The 18973-nt window shown below is 64.0% G+C and carries 18 protein-coding genes; 5 read left to right on the forward strand and 13 right to left on the reverse strand.

Features of this window, described 5'->3' with window-relative positions; all coding sequences use genetic code 11:
- Positions 1-48: 48 nt before the first annotated feature.
- On the reverse strand, positions 49-1182 hold the full coding sequence (locus tag ACFO5X_RS26025; protein ID WP_380723194.1) for a sugar ABC transporter substrate-binding protein: 1134 nt from the start codon (positions 1180-1182) through the stop codon (positions 49-51).
- Positions 1183-1260: 78 nt separating this feature from the next.
- Positions 1261-1989: a FadR/GntR family transcriptional regulator gene (locus ACFO5X_RS26030; protein WP_380723196.1), complete on the reverse strand. Its 729-nt coding sequence runs from the start codon at positions 1987-1989 to the stop codon at positions 1261-1263.
- A 198-nt stretch (positions 1990-2187) separates the two neighbouring features.
- Between ACFO5X_RS26030 and ACFO5X_RS26035 the strand changes: the two genes are divergently transcribed.
- Positions 2188-3087: an SMP-30/gluconolactonase/LRE family protein gene (locus ACFO5X_RS26035; RefSeq protein ID WP_380723198.1), complete on the forward strand. Its 900-nt coding sequence runs from the start codon at positions 2188-2190 to the stop codon at positions 3085-3087.
- A 53-nt stretch (positions 3088-3140) separates the two neighbouring features.
- Positions 3141-3410, forward strand: coding sequence for a DksA/TraR family C4-type zinc finger protein (locus tag ACFO5X_RS26040; RefSeq protein ID WP_380723200.1), 270 nt, complete (start codon positions 3141-3143; stop codon positions 3408-3410).
- On the opposite strand, the gene ACFO5X_RS26045 is transcribed toward ACFO5X_RS26040, so the two are convergent.
- From ACFO5X_RS26045 to ACFO5X_RS26085, 9 genes are all read right to left on the reverse strand, one after another.
- Entirely contained in the window at positions 3411-4508 is a 1098-nt protein-coding gene (locus tag ACFO5X_RS26045) for a mandelate racemase/muconate lactonizing enzyme family protein (protein WP_380723202.1), read from the reverse strand.
- A 3-nt stretch (positions 4509-4511) separates the two neighbouring features.
- Positions 4512-6119 (reverse strand): GMC family oxidoreductase, encoded by a 1608-nt coding sequence (locus tag ACFO5X_RS26050; RefSeq protein ID WP_380723204.1) that lies wholly within the window; start codon positions 6117-6119, stop codon positions 4512-4514.
- Between the two features lie 138 nt (positions 6120-6257).
- Positions 6258-8141, reverse strand: coding sequence for a PhoX family protein (locus ACFO5X_RS26055; protein ID WP_380723206.1), 1884 nt, complete (start codon positions 8139-8141; stop codon positions 6258-6260).
- A 95-nt stretch (positions 8142-8236) separates the two neighbouring features.
- Complete coding sequence (phoB, locus tag ACFO5X_RS26060) at positions 8237-8917, reverse strand: phosphate regulon transcriptional regulator PhoB (RefSeq protein ID WP_380723256.1); 681 nt, start codon at positions 8915-8917, stop codon at positions 8237-8239.
- A 5-nt stretch (positions 8918-8922) separates the two neighbouring features.
- Positions 8923-9642: a phosphate signaling complex protein PhoU gene (phoU, locus tag ACFO5X_RS26065; protein WP_380723208.1), complete on the reverse strand. Its 720-nt coding sequence runs from the start codon at positions 9640-9642 to the stop codon at positions 8923-8925.
- 5 nt (positions 9643-9647) lie between these two features.
- Positions 9648-10445: a phosphate ABC transporter ATP-binding protein PstB gene (gene pstB / locus ACFO5X_RS26070; RefSeq protein WP_380723210.1), complete on the reverse strand. Its 798-nt coding sequence runs from the start codon at positions 10443-10445 to the stop codon at positions 9648-9650.
- Positions 10446-10459: 14 nt separating this feature from the next.
- Positions 10460-11800, reverse strand: coding sequence for a phosphate ABC transporter permease PstA (gene pstA / locus ACFO5X_RS26075; RefSeq protein WP_380723214.1), 1341 nt, complete (start codon positions 11798-11800; stop codon positions 10460-10462).
- A complete protein-coding gene (gene pstC / locus ACFO5X_RS26080; RefSeq protein ID WP_380723216.1) occupies positions 11797-13269 on the reverse strand; it encodes a phosphate ABC transporter permease subunit PstC in 1473 nt (490 codons plus the stop codon). Before pstC ends, pstA begins: the two co-directional genes overlap by 4 nt.
- 66 nt (positions 13270-13335) lie before the next feature.
- Positions 13336-14379 (reverse strand): substrate-binding domain-containing protein, encoded by a 1044-nt coding sequence (locus tag ACFO5X_RS26085; RefSeq protein ID WP_380723219.1) that lies wholly within the window; start codon positions 14377-14379, stop codon positions 13336-13338.
- A 407-nt stretch (positions 14380-14786) separates the two neighbouring features.
- On the opposite strand from ACFO5X_RS26085, the gene ACFO5X_RS26090 reads away from it, so the two are divergent.
- Positions 14787-15182 carry a BLUF domain-containing protein gene (locus ACFO5X_RS26090; protein ID WP_380723221.1) on the forward strand — a complete coding sequence of 132 codons (396 nt, stop codon included), beginning with the start codon at positions 14787-14789 and terminating at the stop codon, positions 15180-15182.
- 108 nt (positions 15183-15290) lie between these two features.
- Here ACFO5X_RS26090 and ACFO5X_RS26095 read toward each other — a convergent pair whose 3' ends face one another.
- The gene (locus ACFO5X_RS26095; RefSeq protein ID WP_380723223.1) at positions 15291-15587 is read right to left on the reverse strand and encodes a HigA family addiction module antitoxin; all 297 of its coding nucleotides are present in this window, start codon (positions 15585-15587) and stop codon (positions 15291-15293) included.
- Between the two features lie 436 nt (positions 15588-16023).
- Between ACFO5X_RS26095 and ACFO5X_RS26100 the strand changes: the two genes are divergently transcribed.
- Both ACFO5X_RS26100 and ACFO5X_RS26105 read left to right on the forward strand, forming a co-directional pair.
- Positions 16024-16269, forward strand: coding sequence for a hypothetical protein (locus tag ACFO5X_RS26100; RefSeq protein WP_380723225.1), 246 nt, complete (start codon positions 16024-16026; stop codon positions 16267-16269).
- 70 nt (positions 16270-16339) lie between these two features.
- Complete coding sequence (locus ACFO5X_RS26105; protein ID WP_380723227.1) at positions 16340-16912, forward strand: VPLPA-CTERM sorting domain-containing protein; 573 nt, start codon at positions 16340-16342, stop codon at positions 16910-16912.
- Here ACFO5X_RS26105 and ACFO5X_RS26110 read toward each other — a convergent pair.
- The coding region (locus tag ACFO5X_RS26110; RefSeq protein WP_380723229.1) for a hypothetical protein at positions 16896-18973 on the reverse strand (2078 nt) is incomplete at its 5' end. The two genes, ACFO5X_RS26105 and ACFO5X_RS26110, sit on opposite strands and share 17 nt — an antisense overlap.

Below are 18973 nucleotides of genomic sequence, written 5' to 3' on the forward strand. Positions count from 1 at the left end.
CCGGTATTGTGGCCCCGGCGGCGGCGACCCGCCGCCGGGACAGGTCCTTTACTTCACGTCGTCCTCGGTCTGCGACATGATCGCAGGCCCCGAAATGTTGACGCCACAGGGCGGGAATTCGTTCACCGTGAAGAAGTTGTCCGGCAGGTCCGACCAGAAGTTCTTGCCGTCCTCCAGGTTCTCGTAGGTCGCCACCGGCAGCGGCACCGAGATCAGCTGCGGCATCACATTGCCCTCCAGCGCCGAAATCGCCGCCTTCATCGCCACCGCCACCAGACCCGGCGACTGGCCGATCGAGATGCCCTTCAATCCCTCGTCCGAATACTCGGCGATGGCCTTGCGATAGCCGTTCTCCGACTCGCCCGCCACCGGCACCCAGGGATGGTTGGCATCCTTCATCGCCTGAATGACCCCGTTCGACCCGCCCTGCCCGACAATCGCGTCGAACTGGCCGTGCACCGCGATGGCATCCGCCACCACCTTCTGCGTGGTTCCGTCGTCCCAGTTGCCGACGACCGAGACGAACTCCCAGTTGCCGCCATCCTTCTTGAAGGTCTCGTTGATGCCGATCGACCGGTCCCGGTCCACCGAGTTGCCGGGCAGCCCGCGCACCTCTAGGATCTTGCCGCCGGTCTTGCCCTCGGCCTTCAGCTCCTTCAGCGCGAATTCGGCCCACATCCGACCCATGGCCAGCTGGTCCTCGTTCACCTGCATCACCTTGTCGGTGTCCAGCACGTTGTCGAAGGGCACCAGCACGACGTTGTTCTTGTCGGCCAGCCGGATCACCCGGTCGAACCCGTCGGGCGCGACCGCAATGGTGACGATGGCGTCATAGCCCTGGTTGATGAAATCCTCGATGGCTCCCAGCTGCGCCGGCGCGTCGGTGCCGGTCGAGACCACCTTGAACTCCTTGATCTTGTCCTTAACCGCCGGATCCTCGGCATAGGCCTTCGCGGTCTTGATCATCTGGATCCGCCAGGTGTTGCCGACGAACCCGTTGACGATGGCAATCCGGTAGGGCCCCTCGCGGGCCTCCCACTTGAAATGCTTGGTGGTCGCGTCCCAGGGCGCGAAACAGGTCGGATCGACCCCGGGCCCCGAGACGACCTCAGGCCCCGCCAGCGCCGTCCCCGCCATCAGGAACGCCGCCAAAGTCGTTGATACGGCAAATCTTTTCGTCATGTCTTCCTCCCTTGCCACGCGCGGCTATCCCGCGCCGGTCCTGTTGCCTGACCCGATGCACGGGCCTCTGCTGCCCGATCAGGTCGCTGCCCGATCCTCCGCCTTGGTCCAGCGGTTGTATCCCTCGGTCAGGTGACTGCGCATGAGGTACTGATAGGCCACCCGGTCGCGCGCGGCCAAAGCCTCGATGATCCGGCGATGGTCCTCGTAATTCTCGCCCTCGAAGACCCGCCGCGTCTTGTTGCGGATCATGATGCGCAGGATCACCGGCTTCATGATCCGGTAGACGTCCAGGATCGCCTTGTTGTCCAGGATCGACACCAGCCGCGTGTGCAGGCGAAAGTCGCGCTCGCCCGCCTCCTCCACCGGCACCGAGATCTTGAAGCCCTCGTTGATGTCATGCAGCGCCGCGACATCGGCATCGGTCAGACGCTCGAACAGCTGCTCCCAGGCGGTCACCTCCAGCAGCATCCGGAACCCCTGAATGCTGTCATAGGTCTCGCGCGAGACATCCATGACGTTCAGCGAGAACATCTGGAACGCCGATTCCATCCGGTTGTCGATCAGCGTCGCGCCGATCTTGGGCCGCACCTCAACCATGCCGTTGGCCTTGAGGATGCGCATCGCCTCGCGCACCGTGTTGCGGCTGGTGCCGAAGCGCTCGCACAGCTCGCGCTCGGTGGGCAGGCTGTCACCCACGCCCAGGCCCCGCTCGGCGATCATCGTGCGGATCGCGGCGACGATCCCGTCGACCGCGGACCGCCCCGCGCGTCCTTCCGTGCCGATTTCCGCCCCGATATCGCCCATCGCCTCGTACTGCCTCCCCAGGCTGTAACGGGACGCTATTTGTCCAACCAGGATTCGTCAATCATAACGTTTACTTATCTCATAACTCGTTATAACCATTGACTTGACCAACCAGATCAAGGGAATAGCTGTCAGCCACCGGCGCAATTTCCGACCAAAACCGCGCTGATAACCAGCAGGAAACAGGGAGCAATCACCATGCCGGCACAGGATTACGACATCCGCGACGACCGGTTCCGCCGCCTCATCTTCACCAACGCCGGCCCCGAGGTGCTCTGGTCCGGCGGCCGCTGGTGCGAAGGTCCGGCCTATTTCCCCGCCGGCAGATATCTCCTCTGGTCCGACATCCCGAACGACCGCACCCTGCGCTGGGACGAATGCTCCGGCGCCGTCTCGGTCTTCGAGTCACCCTGCCGCAACCAGAACGGCCACACCGTCGACACCCAGGGCCGGCTGATCTCCTGCGAACACCGCGGCCGCTGCGTCAGCCGCATCGAACACGACGGCACCCGCACCGTTCTCGCCAGCCACGTCGACGGCAAGCGCCTGAACTCGCCCAACGACGTGGTGGTGAAATCCAACGGCTCTGTCTGGTTCACCGACCCCTCCTACGGCATCGACAGCGATTACGAAGGCGACGCCGCCCCCTCGGACATCGGCGCCCAGAACGTCTACCGCATCGGCACGGACGGCACGCTCACCACCGTCTGCACCGATCTGGTCCAGCCCAACGGCCTTGCTTTCTCGCCCGATGAATCGCTGCTCTACATCGCCGACACCGGCAGGACCCATGTTCCCGACCGCCCGGCCCTGATCCGCGCCTACCCGGTGAATGGCGACAGCCTCGGCGCGGGCCACGATTTCGCCACCTGCGACAGCGGCCTCTTCGACGGCTTCCGCGTCGACACGAACGGCAACCTCTGGAGCTCGGCCGGCGACGGCGTCCACTGCTTCGCCCCCGATGGCACGCTGATCGGCAAGATCCGCACCGACGAGGTGGTCGCCAACGTCACCTTCGGCGGCCCCAAGCGCAACCGCCTGTTCATCTGCGCCACCACCACGCTGCGTGCGATCTACCTCAACGCCCGCGGCTGCTGATCTTGCACGCCCGGCGATCCGGATTATCTTCGGATCCGAAAGGGAGTCGCATCATGGCCGGTGGTTGGGCAAAAGACGGCGCTGTCAGCGAACAGATCGAGGCCTCCATCGCCGACGAGCTGAAGCGCCTGCAATCGCGCAAGGCCCCGGTCGGCGACAGCCTGACCCATTGCGCCGAATGCGAAGAGCCGATCCCCGAGGCGCGCCGCACCGCGCTGCCGGGCGTCAAGCTCTGCCTCGACTGCCAGCAGGAACGCGATAGCCGCTTCGTCGCGCGCGGCGGCATCAACCGCCGCGGCTCCAAGGACAGCCAGCTGAAGTGATCAGAGCTCGCTGACCCGGTACACCGACCGCGCCAGCCACTCCGGGTTGATCTCCACACCCCAGCCCGGCGCGTCACTCACCCGCGCCTTGCCGTCCTCGATCCGATAGGGGTCCTCGACAAACAGATCGTATTGCCATGGATAGTAATCCTGCCCCTCGATCGAGAACTCCAGGTATTTCCCCGCGTTCGGAATCGCCCGCAGCAGGTGCATGGTGAACAGCGTCACCAGCCCCAGGTTCGCGCAATGCGGCGTCACCGGCAGCCCCGCCGCCTCGGCCATACGCACCACCCGCATCGTCCGGCAGATACCGCCCAGATAGAGGATATCGGGCTGCACGATATCCACCGCCCGCATGTCGATCATCCGCCGCCAGGTCGGCAGGTCGCAATCCTGCTCGCCGCCGCTGACCGCGATCTCCAGCGCCTCGCTCACCGCGCGGGTCTGCTCCAGCTCCCAATAGGGGCAAGGCTCCTCGAAATGCTCGAAACCCTCGCCCTCCAGCAGCCGCCCCACCTCGATCGCCCGCTTCGGCGAATAGCAGCTGTTGGCGTCGATCAGCAGGCTGGCGTCGGGCAGCGCGCGCCGCATCGCCGGGATGATCTCCTCGGTCCGCCCCACCCATTCGTCGCGGTCGCGGCCCACCTCGGCCCCGGCGCGCACCTTGAAGGCGTCGAACCCGAAGTCGTCGCGCAGCCGGACCATTCGCGCCGCCTCGTCCTTCGGCGTGATATCCCGCTTCATCGAGCTGGCATAGGCCCGCACTGTCCCGGCCGACCCGCCCAGCAGCGCCGCCACGGGCTTGCCTGCCTGCTTGCCGCGCAGATCCCAGATTGCCGTGTCCACCCCCGACATCGCCCGCCGCAGGTAGCTGCCCGGATACTTGTGCTCGCGCTCGGTCACGACATCCATCAGGTCGTCCAGGTCCGTCGTATCCTGCCCCAGCACCCAGGGCGCCACCTGCCGGTGCAGCACCCGCTGCGTGATATCGGCGTTATAGGTCGACACCTGCCCCCAGCCCTGCGCGCCGTCCTCGGCGGTCACCCGCACGAAGCCGATGAATTCATTGGCAAAGCTCTCGATGCGCTTCAGTTTCATGTCCTACCTCGCCTCCGCCCGGATCAGATCCGCGGCCCGTTCGCCCACCATGATCGCCGGCGCATTCGTATTCCCCGTGGGGATCGTCGGAAAGACCGAGGCGTCGACCACCCGCAGCCCCTGAACCCCATGCACCCGCAGCCGCGCATCCACAACCGACTCTGCCGGATCCGTCCCCATCCGGCAGGTACCGCACTGATGGAACACCGTCCAGGCCTTTTGGCGAATGAATTCAGCCATCTGCGCGTCGTCCTTCACCTCGGCGCCGGGATAGACCTCGTCCTCGATCACCTCCGAAAACGCCGGCGTCGCCGCGATCTCTCGCATCAGCCGCATCCCCGCCAGCATCACCGCCCGGTCGTAATTGGTGTCGAGATAGTTCGAATGCAGCTCCGGCGCGGCAAAGGGATCGGCCGAACGGATCTGCAGATACCCCTTGCTTGTTGGCTTGCAGGGATTGAACCCGATCAGCATCCCCGGAAACGGATCCGGGTTCATCAGCGGCCGCGTTCCCACCGGCGCGCGGGTATAGGAGACGGGCGAGAAATACAGCTGGATATCCGGCCGGGACGCCCCCTCCATGATCCGGATGAACCCGCCGCCCTGGTTCAGGCTCAGGCTCAGCAGCCCCTTGCGCGTCAGCAGATACTGCAGCCCTGCCCGCACCTTGCCCAGCACCGGCCCCAGCTGCTGGTTCAGGGTCGGCACGTTGACCCGATACAGCGCATCCGCCCCCAGATGGTCGGCCAGGTTGCGCCCGACCTGCGCATTCTCCTGCACCACCGCGATCCCATGCCGCTGCAACAGCGCGCCCGGCCCGATCCCGGACAGCTGCAACAGCTGCGGCGAGTTGATCGCCCCGCCCGACAGGATCACCTCGCGCCCGCGCGCGCTGCGCATCCCGCCCCGGCGATACTCGACCCCCACGGCGCGCCTGCCCTCGAACAGCACCCGCGTCACATGGGCGCCGGTCTCGACCCGCAGATTCGCCCGCCGCAGCGCCGGCCGCAGATAGCTGCGCGCGGCCGAAGCCCGCATCCCCCCGCGCGTGGTGATCTGGTAGAACGCCGCGCCCTCCATGTCCGGTCCGTTGTAATCCGGGCTCTGCGGGAACCCGGCCTGCGCCATCGCCTCGACATAGCGATGCGTCAGCGGATGCACCTCGTCGCGCACGTCATGCACATGCACCGGCCCGCCGCTGCCGCGCACCCCGTCGTCGCCGCCTTCCCAGTCCTCGATCCGCCGGAACAGCGGCGCAACCTCGTCCCAGCCCCATCCCGGCGCCACCGCGCCCCATTCCTCGTAATCGCTCGGATGCCCCCGCGCCCAGACCATCGCATTGATCGAAGACGACCCGCCCAGCACCTTGCCGCGCGGCCAATAGGTCTGCACCCCGTCCCGGTTCGGATCGGGCTCGGTCGTGTACTTCCAGTTGAACCGCTTGTCGTAGAAGACCTTGCCATAGCCGATGGGCATCTGGATCCAGGGATGCAGATCCGACGGCCCCGCCTCCAGCAGCAGGACGCGCGCGCGCCCGTCCTCGCTCAGCCGCGCCGCCAGCACCGACCCGGACGACCCCGCGCCGACGATGATGTAATCGTAATCTTCCAAGCCGCTGCTCCGCCCGTGCCTCGTGCGGGCCAGATAAGCCCGGGGGACGGCGGCGCAGCTTGCCGGAAATCGTCAAAGCGCGTCGCTTACCGACGCCAAAAGCGAATGGAGGGGGCCGCAGCCCCCTCCACACCAGGATCAGCCAACCAGCGCGCCATCCGTGCGCCGCACGGCGATGACCGCCGACCGCGGCAGGCTGCCCTCGCCATCCGGGAAGGGCGCGTCCGGGTGCTGGATGCCGACGAACATCGTCTTGCGGTCCCCCGACCAGCAGAGCCCGGTCACTTCCGCCCCCTTCGGCGCGGTCAGGAAGCGGCGGATCTCGCCGCTCGCCGGATCGCCCGCCAGCATCTGGTTGTTGCCCTGACCCTCGAAGTCGCCTTCGTTGCTGTCATCGCCATCGGTCTGGATCCACAGGATCCCGGTGCTGTCGAAGGCCATCCCGTCGGGCGAGTTGAACATGTTCCCCGCCGTGACATTGCGCGACCCGGCATAGGCATCCGTATGCTTCGCCGGATTGCCCGCCATCACGTAGAGATCCCAGGCAAAGGCATCCGCCGCATGGTCGCCGCCCTCGGGATACCAGCGCACGATCTGGCCGTACTGGTTCTTCTCGCGCGGGTTCGGCCCGCCCACCGGCGTCTCGTCGCCGCCCGCGTTCGGCTTGACCCCGCGCCGCGTGTTGTTGGTCAGCGCGCAATAGGCCTCGGGCTTGATCGGATTGACCGAGACCCACTCGGGCCGGTCCATCGTCGTCGCGCCCACCTTGGACCCGGCCATGCGGCTGAACACCAGCACCTCCTCGGCGCTCATGCCCGTCGCTTCCGGCGTCAGCGCGACCCACACGCCCTTGCCATCCTCGGTGAACTTCGCAGCGTAAAGCGTTCCCTTGTCGAGCAATTCCGAGGTATCTCCGCCCGGCACATAGGGCGCGTCTGACACGAAGCGATACAGGAACTCGCCCCGCTCGTCGTCGCCCATATAGACCACCACACGCCCGTCCGCCGCCAGCACCACTTCGGCATTCTCATGCTTGAAGCGGCCAAGCGCGGTGCGCTTCACCGGCACAGACGCAGGGTCCGCCGGGTCGATCTCGACCACCCAGCCCTGCGTGTTCGGCTCGTTCGGATCGGTGGACAGATCAAACCGCGGCGTGAAGGCCTCGTAGCCATACCGCCCCTCGCCGCCGATGCCATAGCGCTTCTGCTCCGGGGTCTGGGCGAAATCCGCCGCCGTCGCGCCGAAGTAGCCGTTGAAGTTCTCCTCGCAGGTCAGATAGGTGCCCCAGGGCGTCCGCCCCGACCCGCAGTTGTTCAGCGTGCCCCGCGCGGTCAGGCCCGCAGGGTCGGAAACGGTCTGCACCAGCGCATGGCCCGCCACCGGCCCGGCCAGGCGCATCTCGGTGTCCTGCGTGATGCGGCGGTTGAACGGGCTGTCGACCACGATCTGCCAGCCATCTGCGTCCTCGGCCACTTCCATCACGGTCACGCCCTGCAGGTTGCGCAGCAGCTGCGCATCCTCGGCGCTGGCCGCCTTGCCATCCGCATGACGCCCCGGCAGGTTGATCTCGTTGTTGGTGTATTCGCTGTTCACCGCGATCAGATGATGGCCATCGACCTCAAAGAACTCCATCCCGTCGGTGTTTTCCCCGAACACCCGGTCGGACGAGGCCAGCGCGACCCCCTCTTTCGGATCGAACGCCGCCGCATCACCGAACAGCGCATCGCCCCAGCGCGCGACGACCTTCCACTCGTAGCCCTCCGGCACATGCACCGTCGCATCCGTGGTGGCCGCGATGCCCTCGAAGGCAAAGCGCGGCGCACCCGCCGCCCGCGCGGCGGTGCTGCCCAGCAGCCCGCCCAGGGCCCCGGCCGCCGAGCCGAGGGCGATCACCCCCGACAGGAACCCGCGGCGCGACAGCGCGCTCGCGACAACCCGGTCGAAACCGGTTTCCATCGGGCGCGGATCGCGCAGTTCGTCCCAGGCATCCGCACTCAGTCGGCTGTGATCTTTATCGGTCATGGCATGAGTCTCCGTGGTCATGATGGCGACTCCGATAGGCCCCGAACGCAATAGTCACATGACCGTCAGGCAACAGCTTTGTGACTGTCCCGACGTCACCCCAGCGCGTAGCCCGACCCGCGCACGGTACGGATCGCATCGCTGCCGCCATGCTTGCCAAGCGCCTTGCGCAGCCGCCCGATATGCACGTCCACGGTGCGCGTATCGACATAGATGTCGCGCCCCCAGACCCGGTCCAGCAGCTGTTCGCGACTCCAGACCCGGCCCGGCTTCTCCATGAAGGTCGACAGCAGCCGGAACTCGATCGGCCCCAGCTTCAGCTCGCGCTCGCCCCGGAATACCTTGTGTGCCTCGGAATCGAGCAGGATGTCCTCGAAGACCAGACGCTCACCCACCGTGGCGGGCCGCGACCGGCGCAGCTGCGACTTCACCCGCGCCATCAGCTCGATCACCGAATAGGGCTTGGTCACATAGTCGTCCGCGCCCGTCTCCAGCCCGCGCACCTTGTCCAGTTCCTCGGACCGCGCCGAGATCATGATCACCGGAGTCAGCCGCGAGGCCGGGCGCAGCTTGATCCGCCGGCAGACCTCGATCCCCGAGGTGCCCGGCAGCATCCAGTCCAGCAGGATCAGATCCGGCGCCTCTTCCTCGACCAGAAGCAGCGCCTCGGTCCCATCCGCCGCGCGGATCACACGAAAGCCTTCGCTTTCCAAGTTATAGGCCAGCATCTCGGCCTGCGCCGGTTCGTCCTCGACCACCAGCACCGATGGCGACATGTCACTCACGGTGCGGCACTCTCAGGCAGGGTCAGCGCGGTCCGGTCCTTCTTGGGCCGGTCGTCGTCGGGCATCTCGCCGGTGACCAGATAGATCGTCTGCTCGGCGATATTGGTGGCGTGGTCGCCCACCCGCTCGATGTTCTTGGCGATGAAATGCAGCTGCATCCCCACGGCGATATTGCGCGGGTCTTCCATCATATGCGTCAGCAGCGACCGGAACAGCGTGTTATAGATCTGATCCGCCTCGGCATCGCGCGCGATCACCTCCTGCGACTTGGCGACGTCGCGCTGGATATAGGCGTCCAGCGCGTCCTTCATCATCGCCTCGACAAAGCGCGACATCCGCCGCAGCGCGCCATGCGCGCCTTCGATCTCGGTCCCGCCCGTCACCGTCATCGTCCGCTTGGCGATGTTCTTGGCGTAATCGCCGCAGCGCTCCAGGTGCGAGCTGATCTCCATCACCGACAGCACCATGCGCAGATCGCCCGCCGTGGGCGCGCGCAGCGCGATCAGCCGCGCCGCGTCGGTCTTCACCGCGATATCCAGCGCATCGACCGCCTTGTCGCCCGCGCGCACCTTCTCGGCCAGTTCCACGTCGCGCGCTTCCAGCGCGGTCGCGGCATCGGCCAGCGCCGCCTCGACCAAGCCGCCCATCTTCATCACGCTGGCCTGAATGCTCTCCAGGTCGCGATCGAAAGAGGAAAGGATATGTCTCTCGTTCATGGCGCTCACCCGATCCGTCCTGTGATATAACTTTCCGTCCGGCTGTCCTGCGGCTTGGTGAAGATCTGGTCGGTATCGCCGAACTCCACCAGATGGCCCAGGTGGAAGAAGGCCGTCTTCTGGCTCACCCGCGCCGCCTGTTGCATCGAGTGCGTCACGATCACCACCGAGTAATCCTGCCGCAGCTCGTCGATCAGCTCCTCGACCTGTGCCGTCGCGATGGGGTCGAGCGCCGAACAGGGCTCGTCCATCAGCAGAACCTCCGGCTCGGTCGCCACCGCCCGCGCGATGCACAGCCGCTGCTGCTGCCCGCCCGACAGGCCGGTGCCGGGTGCCTGCAGGCGGTCCTTCACCTCGTTCCAGATCGCCCCGCGCCGCAGCGCCTTTTCCACGATCTCGTCCAGCTCGGCCTTGTTGCGCGCCAGCCCGTGGATGCGCGGCCCATAGGCCACGTTGTCATAGATCGACTTCGGAAACGGGTTCGGCTTCTGGAACACCATGCCAACCTTGGCGCGCAGCTGCACCGGATCGACGCGACGGTCGTAGATATCCTCGTTGTCCAGCAGGATCTGCCCCTCGACGCGGCAGATGTCGATCGTGTCGTTCATCCGGTTGATGCAGCGCAGGAAGGTCGACTTGCCGCAGCCCGACGGCCCGATGAAGGCCGTCACGGTCTTGTCCTGGATGTCGACGTTGACATCCTTGATGGCATGGGTGTCGCCGTAATAGACCTGCACGCCCTTCGCGGCGATCTTGATGGCTTTCTGGTCCAACTTCATTTCTTTCTCGGGGCTGTCATACATGGTCTGGTCCTTTCCTACCACCGCCGCTCGAACCGGCGGCGCAGGATGATGGCGATGATGTTCATGCTCAGCAGGAACACCAGCAGGATGATGATGCCGCCCCAGGCCCGTTCGTAATAGGCCGGATCGGCGCGTTTGGCCCATTCGTAGATCTGCGCCGGCATCGCCGAGTTGGGCGAGAAGAAGCCCGAGACGATCCCGTCCGGGTAGTTCGAGGCGATGAACCCCACCATCCCGATCAGCAGCAGCGGCGCGGTCTCTCCCAGCGCCTGCGCCAGGCCGATGATGGTGCCGGTCAGGATGCCCGGCATCGCCAGCGGCAGCACATGATGGAACACCGCCTGCATCTTGCTCGCCCCGACGCCAAGCGCTGCATCGCGGATCGACGGCGGCACCGCCTTCAGCGCCGCGCGGGTCGAGATGATGATGGTCGGCAGCGTCATCAGCGTCAGCACCAGCCCGCCGACAACCGGCGCCGACTGCGGCAGCCCGGCGAACTGGATGAACACCGCCAGACCCAGGATACCGAAGACGATGGACGGCACGGCGGCCAGGTTCGAGATATTCACCTCGATCAGGTCGGTCCAGCGGTTCGTCGGCGCGAACTCCTCCAGATAGATCGACGCGGCCACCCCGATGGGCAGCGACAGCACCAGCACCACCAGCATCATGAACAGCGAGCCCAGCATCGCGACGCCGATCCCCGCCTGCTCCGGCCGGCTTTCCGAGGCGTCCGAGCCCAGGATGAAATCCATGTTGAAGGACGAGGCCATCAGCCCCTTGGCTTTCATCTGATCGGCCACGTCCAGATGCTCGCCGTCCAGGTTCTTGTCCCGCGCCAGGCTCTCGCGCGTCACCCGGCCCTTGAAATAGCCATCCACCCGCGACGAGGCCAGCAGGCGGAACTCCACCGTCTTGCCCACCAGCGTCGGGTCGGCCAGCACCGTGTCGCGCACCTGCGCCAGCGCCGAGGATGACAGGATGTCGGCCACCTTGGCCGGCTTCTTGAACGGGTTGTCGATCCCGTTGTCCGCCAGCGCCTTGATCAGCGCCGCCTCGATCACCGGCTTGTAGCCAAAGGTCGAGACCTTCGCCATTTCCGCCGGATCCCGGTTGCCCTTCTTGTCCAGTTTGGCCGCCGGCAGCTCGATGGGCAGCGTCACGAAAGTCTGCGTGAAGGCCGGCAGCCCGTTGCGGACAATCGCGAACATCAGCGTGACCAGGAACACCAGCCCGATCCCGATGGCGATCAGCCCATAGGCCTTGAACCGGGTCTCGGCGGCATTGCGGCGGCGCGTGCGGGGATCCTGTTCCAGCAGCGAGGCGGCATGGCGCGGGTGCGCGGCGTCGGTCATTCGTATTGCTCCCGGTATTTGCGCACGATCCACAGCGCGAAGACATTCAGCCCCAGCGTGATGACGAACAGCGTCATCCCCAGGGCAAAGGCCACCAGCGCCTCGGGGCTGGCGAAATCGGCGTCCCCGGTCAGCTGGCTGACGATCTTGGCTGTCACCGTGGTCATCGCGTCGAACGGGTTCATCGACAGCCGCGCCGCCGCCCCCGCGCCCAGAACCACGATCATCGTCTCGCCGATGGCCCGGCTCGCCGCCAGCAGGATGGCCCCGACGATCCCCGGCAGCGCCGCGGGCAGAACTACCTGCCGCACCGTCTCCGACGGCGTCGCGCCCAGCCCAAGCGAGCCGTCGCGCATCGACTGCGGCACCGCGTTGATGATGTCGTCGGACAGCGAGCTGACGAAGGGGATCAGCATGATGCCCATGACCAGCCCCGCGGTCATCACCGCCGTCCCGCCGCTCATCCAGTCGACGCCAAGCGCGCCGTCCCGCCCGAAAAGCGACACCAGCATCGGCCCCACCGTCACCAGCGCGAACAGGCCGTAGACGATGGTGGGGATACCCGCCAGAACCTCCAGCAGCGGCTTGGCCACGGCGCGGAAGGCAGGCGAGGCGTATTCCGACAGATAGACCGCCGCGAACAGCCCGATGGGCACCGCCACGGCCAGCGCGATCACCGAGATATAGAAGGTGCCCCAGAACAGCGGCAGGATGCCCAGCTCCGACCCGCCCCCGAAACTCGGCGACCACGTGGTGCCGAAAAAGAACTCGGTCGCCGGATAGAGACGGAAGAACTCGATGGTGTTGAAGATCAGCGACAGAACGATCCCCAGCGTCGTCAGCACCGCCAGCGAGGCCGCGCCGATCAGCAGCCCCAGCAGCGCCTTCTCGACCGCGTTGCGCGCCCGGAAATCGCGGTTGGTCCGCAGCATCGCCAGCCCCAGCCCGGCCGCGGCCAGCACCAGGATCACCACATTGCGCGCCGCATTCGCCCGCCCGCTCATCTCGCGATAGGCCTGCGCCGCGTGCAGCGTGGTTGCATCCACATCCGAGCCCAGCGCCACGCCGACCTCGGCCAGCCGCTCGCGCACATTGGTGAACTCGGTGCGGATCGTCCCGGCCTCATCGGCCTCCAGCACGCCCCGCGCCACCGCCACGTCCAGCCCATCGGCGACGCGGCGCACATCCGACATGATCAGCGACAGCTGACCGGAATTCTCGTAACGCTCGGCCGGGATCATCCCCCGCACCCGCGCGTCGATCAGCATCGGCTGCACGATCAGCCAGGCGACCAGCAGCAGCAACGCCGGCAGCAGCGCCCAGAGCGCCGCGTTGAACCCGTAATAGGACGGCAGCGAATGCAGCATCCGGCTGTTGCCCCCCGCCGAGGCCAGCGCCCGGCTTCGCCCGGCGACAAATCCGGCGGCCGACAGCGCCAGAACGATCAGAAGTAGCAGCGTCGCAGACATTCGGTCCCCACCATCCCAGTCAAAGGCAGACCGGGGGACGCCATGCGCCCCCCGGCCCGGGCCCGATCACATGTTCGAGCCAAGCACTTTTTCTTCTTCGACCAGCGCCTGGGTCTTGGCCAGCTCGGGGTCGGCAACCAGACCGTAGGTGGACAGCGGCCCGCCTTCACCGGCCATGTCGTCGCTCACGAAGAACTCGGCGAACTCCTTCAGGCCGGGGATCACGCCGATATGGGCCTTCTTCACGTAGAAGTACAGCGGGCGCGACACCGGATAGTCGCCCGAGGCGATGGTCTCGGTCGACGGCTCGACACCCGACATGGTGGCGACCTTCAGCTTGTCGGTGTTGTTCTCGTAGAACGCCAGGCCGAACACGCCGACACCGTTGGCATTGCTGTCGATGCGCGCCAGCGTCTCGGTATAGTCGCCGTCGATGTCGATCGACTTGCCGTCGGTCCGCAGGTCGGCGCAGGACTTGGCCGAGGCCTTCTTGTCGCCGCCATTGGCCGCCGAGAAGGCTTCCATCGCTCCGGTCTCTTCACAACCCGAATGCAGCACCTTCTCTTCGAACACCTCACGGGTGCCGTGCTTGGTGCCCGGGATGAACACCAGGATGTCTTCCGCCGGAAGATCGGCGTTGAAATCCGACCACTTGGTATAGGGGTTGTCGACCAGCTTGCCGTCGACCACGACCTGCTTGGCCAGGGCGTTGTAGATGTCGGACGGGGTCAGCGCGTCATAGGCCGGGCCGTTCAGCTGGCTGGCGAAGACGATCCCGTCATAGCCGATCTTCACTTCGATGATGTCGGTCACACCGGCGTCGGCGCAGGCCTTGATCTCGCTGTCCTTGATCTTGCGGCTGGCATTGGCGATGTCGATGGTGTTCTCGCCCACGCCCTCGCAGAACCGCTTCAGACCGGCGGACGAGCCGCCCGATTCCACGACCGGCGTCGGGAAGTCGAAGTTTTCGCCAAAGGCTTCGGCGACGATCGAGGCATAGGGAAGAACCGTCGAGGATCCTGCAACCTGCACCTGATCGCGCGCAGCGCCTGCGGTGGCGGACACGGCCAGAAGGGCCAGCGCCGAGACGGACATCTTGATGGTGAACATGGAGTGCTCCTGAGTTTTATCCGAGGGGCCGTTTCTGTGGCCTCGGGGGCTGCCTAGAGGGCTTCCGTGATCCTTATGCAAAGATTCCATGACAGTTTTGTAACAGCCACCGCTGCCGTCGCGGCAGCGTTGTGACAATAGGTTTACCAAGTCAGCAAGACCTCGCGCAGGGGTTGAAACCCGCATCGGGAACACCGGCGGCATCACCGGCGTTGCAATTTCAACCAATGCGTGCGCCAATATCTGCCGACATCGGGTGTCTAGGTCTGTCCTATGTGGAACATTTGAGGTAAGCGGGCCGGAAATACGCGCACCGCCCACCGGCCGGCTGCGTGCCCCGCTCCGCGGAAACCACTGTCCTGTGGGACGCGCAGCGCACTCACCCCATAAGATGCACGAGGCCAACGATGACTGAACTATTGACCGTTTCCTATCGCAGTGTTGCGCGCTTGTCCGAGCCGGACACCGCTCTGCAGGCGATCCTCGCGGAAAGCCGGAACAACAACGCGAGGTTCGGGATAACTGGAATCCTGCTGTTTGACGGCACCTACTTCATGCAGACCATCGAAGGCCCCTTGGATGAAACTTCCACCCTCTTCACGCGGATCGTCAATGATCGCCGTCACGACGACGTGGTGCCCTTCGGGGTCTCGAAGATCGAAACCCGGTCCTTCCCGGACTGGACGATGGAACTGATCGGCCCCGAAACCGCATCGCGCATCGTTCCGGACATGGCGGATTTCGATTTCACCGACAGGCGTCTCAGCCAGGTCCACAAGACCGTCACAGCTCTCGCCGCCTAGCCCGGACCGATCGCCCGGCGGCTCGGATCAGCAGCCGAGCAAAGCTGAAACGCCGGCCGTCAGCTGCGCCCTGATGCTCAAAGCGCACCCACACTTCCGCCAGCCGGATTATGCAGCCTCGATGACAGGTATCGCCGAGACGTCAATTTCACGGGTTGCATGCCATGCGTCATAGGCTCCCTGCATGCGAAGCCAGAACTCTGGCGAGCCACGGAACATCTTGGCGAGCCGGACGGCAGTGCCAGCCGTTACTGGCTTCTTCTCATTCAGGATGTCGTAAAGATGCTGGCGAGAGATACCAAGCATCTCAGCGATCCGCACCTTAGGGACCCCCGTCGCCGGGATCACATCTTCGCGCAGCAACGTGCCGGGGTGGGTCGGACAACGGTTCTGATAACGGGCCATGTCGGTTCCTCAGTGGTATTGTTCGAAGTCGAGCACGTAAGCGTTGCCGTCACGGAATTCGAAGGTGATGCACCAAGGACCATTGACGTCAACCTTGTAGCGCTGTGGGTCGAATCCCCGACTATCGGGCAGGTGTCTATACCCTACTCTGCCCTGCAAAATCCGGCCCCATTACCGGACAACTGGTTTTCGCGGAGTCAAAACTTCCGTCAAAATCCATGGTATTTTGATGGTGGGTGATGAGGGACTCGAACCCCCGACATCTTCGGTGTAAACAAAGGCCGTTCCGCGCAACCTGCAGCTTTTCCCGAAACCAAGCGCTTTTTAAAGGCGCCGTTTCCGCAATGTTCGCAATCTGTGCCGGTTCACGAAGGTTCACTGAACCTCTGAGCACTTCGCAAATGCGGCTGCCCCCTATCATAGAGGGAGTAGCCCAGTGACAGACAAAGAACCACTTCAGTCGGCAAACCAGTCGAGCGCTGACCAGTCCGGAAAGGGCGGCGATCCCCACCAGGACCGTCCGTTGGGTGCGAAATCATCATCCAATGGCTTCTGGGACATCGGCCCCGACAAGCCGGCCAAACCGCCATCGTTTCGAGAATGGCTCCTGATCGCCGCGGTGATAGCCGGCACCCTGTTGATCGTTGGTGGATACGCCCTGAGCGTCGGTCTGCTGCGCTAGCGGCAGATTTCAGCTTGCCCCGAATCGACCCGCTCGCCATGGTGAGCGGGTTTTACCGGGGGGTTAACACATGAAATATATTGCTGCGCTGATCGCGCTGGTTCTTGCTGCATCTGCGCAAGCAGCGCCAATCACAATTGAATTCCAAGCGCGTCTGAACAAGGTTGTCCTGTTCAACTATACGGCAGAGCCGGTCACACCTGGTCTTACAAAGACCTTCTTTCAAGATGCGGTGTTTTCACCTGGCTTTGACATCATGGCAATGACGGATTGGCAGTGGCGCCATGTAAGCCTTTCTTATGATCCAGACAACTTCACCAGTTTGACATGCTTTATTGGAGAGCTCGATTGCAGCATGACACCGAGCTACCCTCCGTATGTCAGTTCTGATGGCTTTTACAGCTATACCAATGGCGGCTTCTTTTTGATAGAATACCATCCGGGATACCTAAAATATCTGAAGGACGGGCCGGTTGGTGGGTATGTAAATGGCGAAGGCTTTTACGCGAGATCGGCGGACTTCTTCTTTGAGACCGCACCATTGCCCGTACCACTTCCAGCCTCTGCACTGCTTTTGCTCGCTGGAGTCGGCACAATTGCCCTCGCGCGTAGACGTCACTCTAAACCTAAGTATTGTTCGTGACCGCCGTCGCCCCGGTCCCGAGGGTCATTGTCACGGTCGTCAGGGTCTTGGTGACCTCGATCGTGCGACCAGCATTCCCGACCGGGGCGATGTCGTCGAAGCTTCCCGATATACTGTCCGCTTCGACAAAGACATAAGACCCGTTCTCCATGCCTGTCACATCAGGCGCGAATGTGCCCCCCAAGGTGACGGGGAACACTACGTCAGTCGGGGAAAACATGTTCATGCCGGATCGGAACTTTGCGATCTTTCCGAGCGTCGGAACGTCGATGCTATCGACCAAACCGATGCCTCCTGAACCAATCTCCTGATCCCAAAGCCATTGCCGACTGCTGGCGTTCAGATCGTCGTCTTCCGCGAACTCTCCGACCAGGTCATCCAGGGCAAACATATAGTCCGTGGTGCTGAATGCGCGGCGATACTGCCACTCGCGCAAAACCCCCGAAGCTCCAGCGCCGTTGTCGATCATGCAGCTTCGGTTCGCGATCACCGGAAAATCATACCCGTGATAGCTGCTGAACGCCGTCGGGATTGTGCCGGCGACCAGGCGCAAAGTCGGCTTGAGGGCCAACGTTCCCTGCAAGATCAGTGCGGCCGTCCCGCCAGCCGCCCCGTCTACACCAACCAGGCTTTCGCCATAAATGGTAAGCGTATCGTCCGGGCCGACTGTGAAAGTGGCATCATCATAGCCGAGGATCACTTCGGAGCGGTGTCGGGCGGCTATGCTCACGCCGCCCGTCACGATCCCGGAGTTGACATAGCGGCCATCTGCAAGATCGACAAAGATCGGGTTCGCTCCATCATATCCCGAGGTCATGACCCGTCCGCCGCCATAGACGGAGAAAAGATTGCCATCTACATCTGCGGTGATATCGCCCGCGATGTCGATTAGCCCAACAACCCGCATCCCAGCGCCTTTGCGCATGGTGAAGTCTTGGATCTGGTTTCGGGGGATTATGTCCCAGGTAATGACATGTTCGCCCAGATCCACGCTGTCGCCCGCAACGTCGCCAGGAAGCCCGTCTAGACCATTCGGGTGCCAATCCAGCTCGACGCTTGCTCGGTTGCCGGGCGTGTGCTGGCGCGCGTTCGGAAGGAAATTCAGGGTCTTCGGAGTGGTCCGAACGGTCACGTCGTTCCCGAGCCTGCCCCGCGTCCAGCGGATGTAGTCCAGATATTCGCCCCACGGATCGTCCATGGCCAGCCAACGGTTGATCAGGTCAAGGTGTGTGCCACCGGACCCACCGGTCAGGAAATCATAGAACGCGCCGGCAGTTGTTCCGTCGAGGACTACTTGCTCGATGCCTTCGACGTTCAGGTCGTCTTCGGATCCCCAGTTAAAGCGTTGCAAGAAGGAGTAGGCCAACGTCGCACCGCTTTGGAACTTCAGGGACGAACCAGATGATCCAGAGCCACCAAGCCCGACAGGGCCAGGTGGGGACGTGCTGTTTATGAGTGTCGGCAGGGTTGCGCGCGGAAGCTCGTCATTCCCGATAACGGCGCGATCGAGCCCGGCCAACTTGGTGAAGCCGAAGACAATCCCCCCATTATTCACGTTTCCGACAAGTTGCCCGGCCGTCCCGTTCCAGAACGCCTTGCCCCCGCCAACTGTCCCGACGTAATTGTCAAGAAGTGAGTAGTTTCCTTTCGCTTCGCCACCACCACGGGAAATGAGTATTTGCCACTGGTTGTCCATCGTGATGACGTTCAGACCGATGAAACCCGACCGGAATTGACCTCCGTTCAAAGCACCCCGTGAAAGGAATATCCGTCGCGCCGTTTGCCAGAGGCTGCTGTGTTGGCCGTAAAAGCAGTGGCTGAACTGTGTCGGCAACATCGGATTGGACCCGTCGCCGTTCGGCAAATATCCGTCAGCCCAGCCGGATTGGTCGATAAAGATATTTTCCATGATATGGTTGATATTTTCGGAAAGATATATCCCGGCAAGTCGATCGTTCTGATCCCCTGCCTGCGCCCAATTCGTCCCATGCGGGGCCGGCTTGACGTTCTTGTGGGTTTTCATCCCTCTGATGAAATTGTTGAACTTCAGGAAATAGGCAT

This window comes from Seohaeicola nanhaiensis (assembly GCF_042654245.1).
In the GTDB taxonomy this organism is placed as follows: domain Bacteria; phylum Pseudomonadota; class Alphaproteobacteria; order Rhodobacterales; family Rhodobacteraceae; genus Seohaeicola_A; species Seohaeicola_A nanhaiensis.